This is a genomic window from Salinivibrio sp. MA351 (genome assembly GCF_001996065.1).
Taxonomy (GTDB): domain Bacteria; phylum Pseudomonadota; class Gammaproteobacteria; order Enterobacterales; family Vibrionaceae; genus Salinivibrio; species Salinivibrio costicola.
The window spans coordinates 118396-132164 of the sequence record NZ_MUFG01000003.1 but is presented as its reverse complement, the minus strand read 5'-3'; the positions used below and the strand labels follow the sequence as shown (position 1 = coordinate 132164).

Sequence of the window (13769 nt, the reverse complement as noted above, 5' to 3'; positions counted from 1 at the left end):
TGCAGGAGAACGAGATGAGCAAGGAAGTCCTCAGAGTAGAAAATCTGAAGCAGTATTTTGTCTCCGGCAAAGGCCTGCTTCGTCAAGGCTATACCATTAAAGCCGTCGATGGCGTATCGCTCTCGGTGTCACAAGGCGAAACGCTCGGGCTGGTCGGTGAGTCGGGATGTGGCAAAAGCACCCTTGGCCGTACCATGCTTAAGCTGTTTGAGCCTACCGAAGGGAAAATCTTCTTTGAAGGTAAAGACATCACCCCGTTGTCGCCACGTCAGATGCGGCCTCTGCGTAAAGATATGCAGATTGTCTTTCAAGACCCGCTCGAGTCGCTCAACCAGCGTCATACCATCGGCGGGATCTTAGAAGAGCCCTTTATCATTCACAATATTGGCACCGCGAAAGAGCGTCGCCAGTGGGTGCTTGAGCTATTAGATAAAGTCGGCTTGCCCCACGATGCGGTTAACCGCTATCCGCATGAGTTTTCGGGCGGTCAGCGCCAGCGGATTGGTATTGCGCGGGCGATTGCCCTTAAACCGAAACTGCTGATTTGTGACGAGTCGGTCTCCGCCTTGGATGTGTCGGTGCAGGCACAAATTCTTAATCTGTTGTTGAAACTCCAGCAAGAGATGAACTTGGCGATGATTTTTATCTCGCACGACTTATCGGTGGTCCGTCATATCTCCGATAAGGTGGCGGTGATGTACTTTGGTCATGTGGTAGAAGAGGGGCCGACCGAAACCGTCTACCACCAGCCGCAGCACGAGTACACCCAAACGCTACTCTCTGCCATTCCGATCACCCATCCTAAATACCGCAAACACAAGCGCCGTGCCGAGCAACCGGTGGCCGAAAAAAAGCCTGAAGCGGTGAGTTAAGTACACGCCCAGGCCCCTCTGGTAAAAATGAGGTAACCCCCAGTAGTTGGATATCCAACATCGGGGGTGCTTCATCAGCAAAAGCTTGATGGAAGATATGGGGTGGTGGATATAATAGTAGCCAATGGTCATTGAAGATGAATTTAACCTTACTGGATGATACCGATGTAAGCCAAGCCTATGCAGCTTATTTGCGGGCGTTGCGTCAGCGCGCAAAACTGTCACGAGCGGCACTGGCAAAGCGAAGCTGCGTGCCTGCCTGAACGATTCAAAAGCTTACTGTCACCCGTACGTTAAGTTCAGGAGAGCAGGTTGCTGTAGGGATCTTGGCTCAGAATCGGCAAGGTGTTTTTTTTCAGTACACAGACGGCTATTTGCAGCAGTTTGGCAATTTATCACCGTTTACAGGAAAATACCGCGCTGTTTCTATAACAAATAAGAGGGGACAGTAATGAAGCTCGGTCGCAACGATCCTTGCCATTGTGGCAGTGGTAAAAAATTCAAACGGTGTTGTATGGACGGTGTGTCTAAGCAACATGCGCAAGTTGTTGATGACGCAGAAACCATACTGGCGAATAACCCAGGTATGAGTATCGATGAACTCAATGCTGTGTTACAGCGCCAAGTGCAGGATCGCAATAATCAACCTCATCCCGATTTTTGTGGTGTGACACCCACGCAAATGACCAATTGGCTTTATGCGCCGTTTGATCAATTACAGTGGGTGACGATCACGACACCCGCCGATCTTTCCGCCAGCCCAGTGATGCGATATTTGGCTCTGATGCTTGAACATGCGATGGCGCAAGGCGGTGCTTTTAAAGCAACCAGCAAAGGCAACTTACCGGCTAAATTGGTCAAACAAGCCAGTGAATTATTGCCTGAGTTTTCAGTTTCTCAATTCCAACGCAACATTAGTATCAGCGAGTTTGCTGGGTTTAACGAAGACAAATTCAATGCCTTGCACTATACCCGCGTGCTGGCCGAAATTAGCGGTATTATCTACCGACGCAGCGGCCGTTATCATGTGAAAAAAGCGGCGCAAAAACAGTATCAAGACATGGGCGTGCAAGCCTTTTTTAAGCCGATGCTGGCGGCTGCAACCGGCAAATATAACTGGGCGTATTTAGATAGCTTTGAATACGATGTTGATTTGCGCACCTTTTGGGTATTCATGTTGTGGCGCATACAAGCGCATCACAGCGTCGATCAGCTTACTCAAGAAGTGATGGTTGCTTTTCCTGATGTGTTAAAGGCGTTCCCAACGGACGATTACGCCCCGCCGGAAGCGTTGTTAAGCGGACTTATCGAAACGCGATTTATTGAGCGCTTTTTGCAGTTTTGGGGATTTGTGACGATGGATCCAAGGCGTTTTATAAACGGCGAACCCATTGCGCTCACCGCTCAGACTCAGCCGCTGTTAGAACAAACCTTTCAATTCCACATTAACGTATAGCAGGGCATCGTGAGCGAATATCAATACTATAAATTTGAGCGCTTAGATGGGTATTTAGACAGCACCGCGCGCCAAGCACTCAGAGCCATTTCACGCCGAGCCGATATCACGGCAACGTCTTTCCAGGTGGTTTACAACTTTAGCGATCTAAAGGCTAAGGCATATGAGATCATGCTAAAGCACTTCGATATCGGTTTTTACTATGCCAACTGGGGCTCGGTTGATGCCTACATCAAACTACCTGCCGGGACCATACCCGATGCCATGCTTGGGTTATCGAACGATGGTTTTAAGGTTCGTCAAACCGATGAGTGGCAATTGCTCACTTTCTCTATCGAAGAGTATGGTGCGTATTTTGATGATGAAGATGCTGACGATTTTTTCCAGCATTTACCCGGTTTACGCAATCAGTTAATCCAAGGTGACTGGCGGCTTATGTACTTAGCGTGGCTCCAAGCGGTAGATGACGATGATGAGCTTGACGCGATACCGTTAATCCAATTCGATTTTGAGCGCCTTAGCGAAGGATTACAGGCTTTTGCTGCGCTGTATGCGATTCCCTTACCTTGGGTTAAAGCGCTTATGATGGTGCTGAATGAACAGCCCAGTCACTCAGCCAAACACACCCAGTTGCAGTTTGAAGATTGGCTCAAAACGCTCACGGAAGCGGAGAAAAACACACTATTACGCACGTTGTTTGAGCAAGGCCAATTAACTCGTCACCAAGCCGTAGCGCTGACGCGAAAAGAACCAGCCAACAAAGACGAAACCTATCAGTATTGGTTAAACCCCGACCTCGTGGCTCCCTATATTGCAACCGCACAACGACAGTTTGAGCAACAACAAGCCGAGGCACTTGCAAAAAAACTAGCCATTGAAAAAGCAGAAAAAGAACAAGCCTTAATAGATCTCTACAACCAGCGTGACCATTACTGGCAGCAAGCGCACGAGCAAGCGGATCGCACTTGCCCCACTGGCTATGATGCGGCATCACGCTATTTGCATCAGCTCTTTGAGGCCTATCAGCTTCACGATAATGCTGCGTCCTTTGATCAGCGGTTTAAGCGCTTTATAGCAGCTAATAGCCGTCGTAAAGCATTATTAAATCGCTTGAGTGATTTGCTTAAATGATTGGGTCCACCCCAGGCAGACCCAGTGTTGTTAGCAAAAAATATCGTTGAGTTTTGATTGGTTGAAAGCCTTTATGCCCGCCTTTAGGTCTACACATTGTTACCTGTGAAGTCACTTTGTGTAGACCTCAGACGAGAATGTGACTTAACTCTTTGTTGCTATTGTTTGAAAAGTATAGAAAAGTGATCCTTTCATAGCGCCTACAACCCGTGGTTTGTAAGGTGATGCAGGCTTATAGCGTGGAAGGAAAAAATGCAGCAGGTCGGAATTTATGAGCAGCTGGTAACGCAGCTTATTGAGAGCCGTATTGATCGAGAGCGATTCTATGTTGGCGAGCGGACGCTTACCAGCAACGAGGCGTCAGTTTGGTTGTCTCGCTTTTTATCGCATGTTTTGCACCATGTGCTCGACGCCGTGCCTGCCAGTGACGATCGCCTAGCGCAGCAAATCACACTATCCAACCAATTCTTGCTGTGGCTGAAAACCCAGATCCACGATAAAGACATTATCGACGATAACCTGCTCGCGAGTCAGGGGAAAATCCTGACGGCCCTTTATGAGTTTGAAAACCCGATAGCATCTGATTTAGCGCGCTATGTGCAAGATATTTTCCCACTCACCGGCTTAACGCAGAGTGAGCTTTTTTGTGGCAGTAATGCGGGTCTTTCATTGGAGTCAGAGCTGAAAAGAGAGATTTTATCCGCAGACAAAATCTATTGGTTGGTATCATTCATCAAGTGGGCGGGGATAAGAATTTTCCGTAAAGAGCTGGAAGCCTTTACTCGCAGTGGTCGCGAGTTAAAGGTCATCACCACGTCATACATGGGCGCGACAGATGCGAAAGCGGTGGAGTACTTAGCCAGCTTACCCAATACCGAGGTGAAGTTAAGCTACAATACCGAGCGCGAGCGCCTGCATGCAAAAAGCTATTTGTTTTTACGCGAGACCGGCTATCACACCGGTTATATCGGATCGTCAAACCTCTCTCACTCTGCACTGACGAATGGGTTGGAGTGGAATCTCAAAATTACCTCGCAAGAAATTCCCCACATTATCAATAAATCACACAGCACCTTTGAAACGTATTGGGCGTCGAATGAATTTGAACGATTTGACGGAGATGCAAAAAGTACCGAAAAACTGAATCAAGCCCTTCGGCAGCAGCGCGGTGGCGAAGAAGATGGTACTACGTTTTTCTTCGATCTCTCTCCTTTCCCTCACCAGAAGGAGATTTTGGAGCAGCTGACGGTTGAGCGTCAGACGCATCAACGTTTTCGCAACTTAGTGGTGGCGGCAACAGGCACTGGTAAGACACTGATCTCTGCGTTTGATTTCGCCCGTTTTTTGAAAAAACACCCTGATGCCAACTTTTTATTTGTGGCTCATCGTGAAGAAATCCTTAAGCAGGCGCGTGCGGCCTATCGAGGCTTATTACGTAACAGTACCTTTGGCGAGCTGTGGGTCGGTGGTCACACGCCAGATCATTACCGCCAGTTGTTTGTCTCGATTCAAACATTGAACAACCAGCTCGATACGCTCAACTTGACGGCCGATTACTATGACTACATTGTGATTGATGAAGTGCATCATATTGCTGCGAGCAGTTATCGAGCGGTTTTGCACTACTTTTCGCCGTCAGTACTACTGGGTCTGACGGCGACACCCGAGCGTCACGATGGCGGCGATATTCTCGCGGATTTTGGTGGCGTTATTGCGGCTGAGATTCGGCTGCCAGAGGCGATTAATCGTCGTCATCTTTGCCCATTCCAATATTTTGGTATTGATGATGATACCGATCTACGGACCATTCCTTGGCAGCGTGGCCGCTATGATATTGCACAGCTGACCAACCTCTATACCTCCAACCAAGCGCGGGTGGATAAGATATTACTCAGCATGAACGAGATCATCACGGATCTTAGCCGTATGAAAGCACTCGCTTTTTGTGTGAGTAAAGAACACGCTCAATACATGGCTCAACAGTTTTCACTGCAAGGGCTGAAGGCGGATGTGTTGACCAGCGACAATCGGCATGAACGCCAGCGAAAGCAGCAATCGCTGCGCGCCGGTGAGATCAATGTGCTTTGTGTGGTTGATATTTTCAACGAGGGGGTCGATATCCCTGAAGTGGATACCTTATTGTTTCTGCGTCCCACCGAGAGTTTAACCATTTTCCTTCAGCAGCTAGGCCGCGGTTTACGGTTAGCCGAGGGCAAAGAGTGCTGTACCGTCCTGGACTTTGTCGGTCATTCGCGTCCCGAGTATGACTTTGCAAACAAGTTTCGGGCGCTGGTGGGCAAGAGCGCTCGAGCGATTAACCATGAAATTGAACAAGGCTTTCCCCATGCGCCTTTGGGCTGTCGCATTGAGCTTACTAAGCGCACCCAAGAAATGGTCTTGGATAACATCCGCAAAGCGTCGTTAAAGCTAAGGCCCTTAGTGGCAATGGTTCGGCAATATCCTCAGCACACCCACCTGCCGCTGACGCTAGCGAATTTCCTAACCTTGTATCCGTATATTGATTTGAACGAACTATACAAGCGAGGCTGTTGGTCAGAATTGGTGTTCAAAGCAGATCTGCTGGTCAATGATTCTTCTGTTGATGAAAGTGCACTTAAAACAATCAAGAAGGCGATTTTTCAGCGGATTTTAACCACGGATGATCATGCGTATCTACAGTTTTTAAAGCAGCTTTGCCAAACAGATTTTGCGCCTGATACGGGTAGCGAACGGCATCGACTTATGTGCCATTATGATGTTTGGCAACAAACAGGGCCAGCTCTTGGCTTTTCATCCATTGCGCAAAGCTTTGCCGCGTTAAGGCGGCTGGGCATCAAAGCAGAATTAATGGATGTGGTGAACTGGAAACTGTCACAAACCAAGCACGAGCAGTTAAGGATGGACGATTTGCCTGATGTGCCATTACGGCTTCATGCTCGATATGCGCGTGAGCAAATTCTAGTTGGGTTTGGCGCTACCACCTTGGAGCGGCAGCCACCTGCACGAGAGGGGCTCTATGCGCTTAAAGATCAAAACATCGAACTGTTATTTGTCACCTTGGATAAAAATGAAAAGCAATTTTCCCCGACGACCATGTATCACGATTATGCGATCAACGCATCACGCTTTCACTGGCAGTCGCAAAACAGCTCGCGCCCTGATAAAGGCCGAGGCAAAGATTACATTCAACATCAAAAGATAGGGAAGCGCCTGTTTTTGTTTGTACGTGAGCAAACGAAGGATGAATTCGGGCGTACCATGGGGTTTGTGAATTTTGGCGAAGTGAATTATATCTCGCACACCGGATCTCAGCCGATGGATATTACGTGGGAGCTAGCCACTCCGATGCCAAACTTTATGTGGCAGCAGGCGGCGAAGTTGGCAGTAGGCTAGTCGAGATGGCAGTGGCATTGGGTGACCAACGTGCCACATCGCCCAATGAAAAATTCGATGAAACTTACAACCCTAACTCGCCTAGAGAGTGTGACTACGTTTGCTGAGGTCGATGAAGCCTACAAAGGGGCAGTGGTGTGACTAAGGGAGTTCTATCAATGATGCAGAAGGTGAAATGAATGACAGAGCATATCCCTCAAGCTCCACAAGGAGAGTTTGTTTTCTTCACTAGTGCAGACGGTCAAACTCGTGTTGAGTGCCGTTTTGAATCCGATACATTGTGGTTATCTCAAGCCATGATTGGTGAGTTGTACGGGAAAGCCAAAGCAACTATCAGTGAACATATAAAAAATATCTTTACTGAAGGTGAATTGGACGAAAATGCAGTTGTTCGGTTATACCGAACAACTGCTTCGGACGGGAAATCATACAATGTACAATATTTCAGCCTGCCCTTAGTTATCGCGGTGGGCTATCGAGTTCGCTCACAACGTGGTACTCAATTTCGCCAATGGGCTACGCAAACGCTCCAAGAATACCTCATTAAAGGCTTCGTAATGGATGACGAGCGCTTAAAAAATCCGCCTGTTGGGTCGTCTGCTGTTCCAGACTATTTTGATGAGATGCTGGAACGCATTCGCGACATTAGAGCCAGCGAACGACGAGTTTATCTGAGGGTGAAAGAGATCTTCACAATGGCGGCGGACTATGAGCCATCCAATCAGGAGACTAATCGTTTTTTTCAAATCATTCAGAATAAACTGCATTATGCTTGTACGCATATGACCGCTGCTGAGCTTATCGCTAGCCGTGTGGATGCCAGCAAACCAGACATGGGGTTAACCAGTTACAAAGGTGACGAAGTACGTAGGACAGACGTGACCGTTGCCAAAAACTATCTGCGTGAGAACGAAATCAAGGAACTGAATCGTATTGTTAATATGTGGCTTGACTTTGCTGAAGACCAAGCTCTTCGCCGAAAACAGGTTTTCTTGCAAGATTGGGCGGATAAACTGGATCAGTTCTTAAGTTTTAACGACCGAGAGGTTCTAAGCGGCGCTGGAAAAATATCCAAAAAAGCAGCCGATGATAAGGCGAAATTGGAGTTTGAACATTTCGCAGAACAACGCCGTCGTTTAAAAGAGGCTGAGGGCGAAAAGGTCAACATTGCTGCGCTCAAGGCTGCGCTCAAAAAAGGCAAATAGCTGTATTAGAGATGTCACTCGTAGCGACGAGCATGGCAGCTCTCAAGAAACAACAAAGCCCATTCTTAAAATGGGCTTTGCCTGAACCACACTCAAACGATTATTTAGTGATTACTCAATATTCTGGATCTGCTCGCGCATTTGCTCGATAAGCACTTTGAGCTCGACGCCGGAGGCGGTGATTTCGGTGCTGATTGATTTGGAGGCCAGGGTGTTGGCTTCGCGGTTGAACTCTTGCATCATAAAGTCCAAGCGTCGGCCGCAGGCGCCGCCTTTTTTGAGGGTTTTGCGCGCTTCTGAAACGTGTGAGTCGAGGCGGTCTAACTCTTCGGCCACATCGACTTTTTGTGCCAGCATCACCATTTCTTGCTCAACGCGAGCTGGGTCGAGCTCTACTTTGGCTTCTTCAAAACGTGTGGTTAAACGTTCACGCTGCCACTCAATCACGGTGGGCATTTTTTCGCGCACTTTGATTACTTCAGCGCTAATCGCATCCAATCGCTGCTCAATCAGCACTTTCATGTTGTCGCCTTCGCTGGCCCGGGCCGCCACAAAAGCCTCTAGCCCTTCATCTAAACCGGCGAGTAATACACGGTGCAACTCATCGGTATCTTGCTCCGGCGCTTCCATCACGCCCGGCCAGTTTAATACCTGAAACGGGTTAATGTTGCCTTCGCCCGCGGTATCTTTGACCCACTGTGCGGCGTCAATGACTTGTTTGGCCAAGCCTTCGTTGATGGTGAGTTTGTCTTGGCTTGCCTGGGAGGTGTCAAAACGCAGGTTACATTCCACTTTGCCGCGGGCGAGGCGCTTACGGAAACGCTCGCGCACCACAGGCTCGAGGCTACGTAACTGCTCAGGCATGCGGATATAGGTTTCAAGGTAGCGCTGGTTGACGGAGCGGATTTCCCAAACCGCGTTGCCCCAATCGCCCTTGAGTTCTTGTCGCGCGTAGGCGGTCATACTGTGGATCATGTGTACCTGCTTTTGTGTGCTAAGAGTGAATAATGAAGAGTATACGCATCTGCTCTTCTTGCGTCAGCTGTCTTGAACGGCAAGGCGGACAGGGATCGCAAGCGAGCAGATAAACACGTATAATCGCCATCACATTTTTCAGTCAATGAAGGTAACTTGCATGCGCCCAAGTGGAAGAGCACTCGACCAAATTCGTCCCGTTAGCTTTACCCGCGGTTTTACGGCCCACGCAGAAGGCTCTGTGTTGGTATGCTTTGGTGATACCAAGGTGATTTGTAATGCCACGATCGAAGAGGGCGTGCCACGCTTTTTGAAAGGCAAGGGCCAAGGTTGGGTGACCGCCGAGTATGGCATGTTGCCACGTGCGACCCACACCCGTAATCGCCGTGAAGCGTCAAACGGTAAGCAGGGTGGCCGCACGGTAGAAATCCAACGTTTGATTGGCCGCAGTTTGCGCGCCGCGGTCGATTTAAAAGCATTGGGTGAGCGCACCATTACGGTTGACTGTGATGTGATTCAAGCCGACGGCGGCACACGTACGGCGTCCATTTCGGGGGCGAGTGTGGCACTGGCGGACGCGCTTAATGCGTTAGTGCGTAACGGCAAGCTTGCTGCGAATCCAATGCGTGGCCACGTGGCTGCGGTGTCGGTGGGCATTTATCAACAAACGCCGATTTGCGATCTCGAGTATGTGGAAGACTCAGCGGCAGATACCGACATGAATGTGGTGATGCTCGAAGATGGCCGCATGATTGAGGTGCAAGGCACGGCAGAAGCTGAGCCGTTTACTCCCGATGAGCTCAATGCCATGTTGGCACTGGCCAGTAAGGGCATTGATGACATTGTCGTCGCGCAAAAATCGGCCCTGGCCGAATAATCCTATTGCAATGGCTCCCATCTTGGGGGCTATTTTTTTATCTATTAACCTGAGATGGGCGCGCGTCGCGAACGCCCGATAATAATCACAGACAGCAAGAGAGGACTGCATGAAAGCCTATCAGCGCCAGTTTATTGAGTTTGCCCTTGAGCGGCAGGTTTTGAAGTTTGGCGAATTTACCTTGAAGTCGGGGCGTAAGAGCCCGTACTTTTTTAATGCGGGGTTGTTTAATACCGGGCGCGATTTGGCAAAACTGGGTGAATTTTATGCCGCGGCGTTGATGGATGCAGGCATAAATTATGATGTGCTGTTTGGTCCGGCGTATAAAGGGATCCCCATTGCGACCACCACAGCGGTGGCGCTCGCGGCGCATCATGATGTGGATACGCCATATTGTTTTAACCGCAAAGAGGCTAAAGACCACGGCGAAGGTGGCAACTTGGTAGGCAGTGCACTCGCAGGTCGAGTAATGTTAGTGGACGATGTGATTACCGCCGGCACCGCGATTCGCGAGTCCATGACACTGATTCAGGCGCAAGGCGCACAACTGGCGGGTGTCTTGGTGGCAATTGATCGCCAAGAGCGCGGCCAAGGTGAGTTATCGGCGATCCAAGAAGTGGAGCGTGACTTTGGTTGCCAAGTCGTCTCTATCATTAGTTTGTCTGATTTAGTCGCTTACTTAGAACAAAGCCAAGCGGATCCAGCGCAGTTAGCCGCGGTGAAAGGGTACCAAGCGAACTACGGCATTTAAGCAACGTGCATGCAGCTGGCTAGCGTTATAGATGTAGCCAGTTGCATTGCGCTCGTTGAACGACGCCCATTGCATTGCGCCCATTTGCGTTGCAGCCAACACCGCTCATTGCAATTGATTGGTCAGCAGTTGCCAGTATTGTTCAAAATTCGCGGTTGGCAGCTGCTTAAACGATGAGCGTACGTAACGACAAAAGCCGCCTTCCACTTGGCTAATAAGCTGACTGGCAAGCACGGCTTCATCTAAAGGAAAGCCCTTTCCTTCGCGCAAGCGACGCTCACGTAATACTTGCTTGAGCTGTGCTTCAACGCGCTCGAAAAGCTGGTTGATGCGCGCTTGTAGCCTGTCTTGCTCAAACATCAGCGCATGGCCTGTCATGATGCGTGTCAGCCCTGGGTTACGTTCACCAAACACCAGCAATAATTGCAGAATCAACTTGAGACGAACCAAGGTGTCCTTTTCTTCTTCAATAATGAGGTTGATGCGGGATAAGAGCGAGTCTTCGATAAATTCAATCAAGCCCTCAAACATACGTGCTTTACTGGGAAAATGACGATAAAGCGCGGCCTCTGACACCCCGACTTGCTCGGCGAGCTTGGCGGTGGTGATGCGCTGGCTGCCTTGGGTTGACTCCAGCATCTGCGCGAGCGCTTGGAGGATCTCTTCGCGGCGATTACTTTTTTTCGGGGCTGCCATGGATGCGATTCCTTTGTCTTTTTATCTATCACACTGGCGACGTTTAAAGGAGGCATCATGGAGAGGTGCCGCCGAGTGTGACGCTTTCCTCTTATCTTAGCGACGAGGTCTCTGTATTAAAAGCAAAAAGCGTGGCCATGGCGCACGCTTTTGAACTTGTTTTTCACCCGGAGCTAAGGGCTCCGGTGTGCTGGGCTTCTCCCTTATTCTTTTATCGATCGTTGCAAATAGCGCGTGTGAATGTGTGCTATTACGCTACGCGCTAACGTCGGTTTATCCGCAAGGGGGAGCGCTTTGTCACCGTCAGACCAGAATAGGTGCAGGGCATTATGATCACTGTTAAAGCCTTGATCGGCGTGAGACACATCATTTGCGCAAATCATATCGAGCTTTTTGCGGGTGAGTTTATCACGTGCGTAGGCTGCAACATCCTGGGTTTCGGCGGCAAAACCGACCGTAAATGGACGGTGCTGGGTTAAGTTGGCGACCGAGGCAATAATATCGGGGTTTTTCACCATGGTAACGGTCATCGTGTCTTTATCTGCCTGCTTTTTCATCTTCTGCTCGGCCATCGTTTGTGGACGGTAGTCAGCGACCGCGGCACAGCCGATAAAGACATCGTGCTCGGTGATAGAGGCATGCACAGCATCATGCATTTGTTGGGCTGTGGTGACATCCACGCGCGTGACACCGGTGGGCGTGCTTAATGCAACCGGACCGGAAATCAAGGTCACTTCGGCACCCAAACTGGCGGCGGCCTCGGCCAAAGCATAGCCCATTTTTCCAGAGCTGTGATTCGACAAATAGCGAACCGGATCCAGGGCTTCTCGGGTTGGCCCGGCGGTAATCATTACCCGTTTATTGGTGAGCGGTTTTGGGCCGGCCCAGTGTTCACACTCTGCCACTAAGGCCAGTGGCTCAAGCATACGGCCTGGCCCCACATCGCCACAGGCTTGGGCACCGCTGTCCGGACCCCAAATAAGGCAACCGCGCGTGCGTAGGGCCTGTATATTCGCTTGGGTAGCGTGAGCGCGATACATTTGCTGATTCATCGCCGGGGCAATCGCAATCGGTGCATCGGTGGCCAAGCACACCGTGGTGAGCAAATCATTCCCCATCCCAGCGTGAATACGGGCAATTAAATCGGCGGTAGCGGGGGCAATCAATACTAAATCAGCCCATTTCGCTAACTCGATATGCCCCATTGAGGCCTCAGCAGCTGGATCGAGCAAGCTATCAGATACCGGATGGCCTGAGACCGCTTGCAGGGTTAACGGTGTGATAAATTCTTTAGCGGCGCGTGTCATTACCACTTTGACAGTGGCACCTCGCTCGATCAGGCGACGGGTCAAATCGGCACACTTATAGGCGGCAATTCCACCGCCCATGCCAAGCAGAATACGTTTACCTGCCAGCGTTTGGGCTGGCTGTGTTGAAGAATTGGCCATAATGCTCTGTGTGTTTGTGCTTGAATAGCGAAACCATACCATAATCCGCCGCGCAAAAAGTGTGTTAGCGCAAAGGAAAGCGCGTGGGATGTGAGCCAAGTAGAATGCGATCTAAGCACTGAGCGGTTGAAACCCTTGAGTGCTTATCAAGGGAAAATCGCGAGCGAGCCGCAGTTCCGCTCGAAAAGGATTGTGCGAGATCCCTCGCGTGTCTTAACTGGCGACAAAATCAAAGAGGGATAATAATGAGCTTAAAAACTTTGCCCTTGGATTGTCGTCCAAGGGAGCGTCTATTAGCACGTGGGGCGGACAGTTTATCGGATGCTGAGTTACTGGCGATATTTTTACGCACCGGTGTCACAGGGATGAGTGCGGTTGCGCTGGCTGATCATCTATTAACGGACTTTGGTTCGTTGCGTGCGCTGATGGGAGCCGATCAAACGGCGTTTTGTCAGCGTAAGGGGTTAGGCAGTGCGAAATACGCGCAACTGCAAGCGGTACTGGAGCTCAGCCGTCGTTATTTAAAAGAGACGTTAAGTAAAACGGATGCCCTGACCAGCCCCGATCATACTCGGCGTTACCTCTCGACGTTACTGCGCGATCGGCCACGTGAAGCCTTCTATGTGTTATTTCTCGATAACCAACACCGAGTGATTGCCGATGAGCAATTATTTGAAGGGACCCACAATGCCGCCAGTGTTTATCCGCGAGAAATTGTTCGCCGTGCATTAGAGCTTCATGCCGCTGCGTTAATTTTGGCACATAATCATCCTTCTGGGGTCGCTGAACCGAGCCAAGCGGACCGACATATCACTGATAAAATCGCCAATGCCTTGTCATTAGTGGATGTACGCGTGTTAGATCATCTGGTGGTCGGGGACGGAGATGTGGTATCGTTCGCTGAACGAGGTTGGTTGTTATCCTCCTAAGGATCGCCTTTGGCGAAAAAAACGATCAAAAAGCGC

At 49.9% G+C, this 13769-nt stretch carries 11 protein-coding genes and 2 pseudogenes; 10 read left to right on the top strand and 3 right to left on the bottom strand.

Annotated elements, in window-relative coordinates:
* Window positions 1–14: 14 nt before the first annotated feature.
* The 7 genes and pseudogenes from BZG78_RS03120 to rhuM all read left to right on the top strand — a co-directional run bounded on the left by BZG78_RS03120 (window position 15) and on the right by rhuM (window position 8057).
* Complete coding sequence (locus BZG78_RS03120; RefSeq protein WP_077660362.1) at window positions 15–872, top strand: ATP-binding cassette domain-containing protein; 858 nt, start codon at window positions 15–17, stop codon at window positions 870–872.
* 137 nt (window positions 873–1009) lie between these two features.
* A pseudogene (locus BZG78_RS03115) lies at window positions 1010–1132 on the top strand (XRE family transcriptional regulator); the annotation flags it as partial.
* A gap of 6 nt (window positions 1133–1138) precedes the next feature.
* Window positions 1139–1279: pseudogene (locus BZG78_RS15560) on the top strand (type II toxin-antitoxin system HipA family toxin); the annotation flags it as partial.
* 44 nt (window positions 1280–1323) lie between these two features.
* The gene (locus tag BZG78_RS03110) at window positions 1324–2328 is read left to right on the top strand and encodes an SEC-C domain-containing protein (protein WP_077660361.1); all 1005 of its coding nucleotides are present in this window, start codon (window positions 1324–1326) and stop codon (window positions 2326–2328) included.
* A 9-nt stretch (window positions 2329–2337) separates the two neighbouring features.
* Complete coding sequence (locus tag BZG78_RS03105) at window positions 2338–3459, top strand: hypothetical protein (RefSeq protein WP_077660360.1); 1122 nt, start codon at window positions 2338–2340, stop codon at window positions 3457–3459.
* Window positions 3460–3711: 252 nt separating this feature from the next.
* The gene (locus BZG78_RS03100; protein ID WP_077660359.1) at window positions 3712–6852 is read left to right on the top strand and encodes a DEAD/DEAH box helicase; all 3141 of its coding nucleotides are present in this window, start codon (window positions 3712–3714) and stop codon (window positions 6850–6852) included.
* A 179-nt stretch (window positions 6853–7031) separates the two neighbouring features.
* On the top strand, window positions 7032–8057 hold the full coding sequence (gene rhuM / locus BZG78_RS03095; protein ID WP_077576352.1) for a RhuM family protein: 1026 nt from the start codon (window positions 7032–7034) through the stop codon (window positions 8055–8057).
* Between the two features lie 111 nt (window positions 8058–8168).
* Here the strand turns inward: rhuM and BZG78_RS03090 are convergent, their stop codons facing one another.
* Entirely contained in the window at window positions 8169–9032 is an 864-nt protein-coding gene (locus BZG78_RS03090; RefSeq protein ID WP_077660358.1) for a YicC/YloC family endoribonuclease, read from the bottom strand.
* A gap of 160 nt (window positions 9033–9192) precedes the next feature.
* Between BZG78_RS03090 and rph the strand changes: the two genes are divergently transcribed.
* On the top strand, window positions 9193–9909 hold the full coding sequence (gene rph, locus BZG78_RS03085; protein ID WP_025744385.1) for a ribonuclease PH: 717 nt from the start codon (window positions 9193–9195) through the stop codon (window positions 9907–9909).
* A gap of 109 nt (window positions 9910–10018) precedes the next feature.
* The gene (pyrE, locus tag BZG78_RS03080; protein WP_025744386.1) at window positions 10019–10660 is read left to right on the top strand and encodes an orotate phosphoribosyltransferase; all 642 of its coding nucleotides are present in this window, start codon (window positions 10019–10021) and stop codon (window positions 10658–10660) included.
* A 105-nt stretch (window positions 10661–10765) separates the two neighbouring features.
* Here the strand turns inward: pyrE and slmA are convergent, their stop codons facing one another.
* Window positions 10766–11356, bottom strand: coding sequence for a nucleoid occlusion factor SlmA (gene slmA, locus BZG78_RS03075; protein ID WP_025744387.1), 591 nt, complete (start codon window positions 11354–11356; stop codon window positions 10766–10768).
* 203 nt (window positions 11357–11559) lie between these two features.
* Entirely contained in the window at window positions 11560–12804 is a 1245-nt protein-coding gene (coaBC, locus tag BZG78_RS03070; protein ID WP_077660357.1) for a bifunctional phosphopantothenoylcysteine decarboxylase/phosphopantothenate--cysteine ligase CoaBC, read from the bottom strand.
* A 245-nt stretch (window positions 12805–13049) separates the two neighbouring features.
* On the opposite strand from coaBC, the gene radC reads away from it, so the two are divergent.
* The gene (gene radC, locus BZG78_RS03065) at window positions 13050–13733 is read left to right on the top strand and encodes a DNA repair protein RadC (protein ID WP_077461507.1); all 684 of its coding nucleotides are present in this window, start codon (window positions 13050–13052) and stop codon (window positions 13731–13733) included.
* The last annotated feature ends 36 nt before the right edge of the window (window positions 13734–13769 follow it).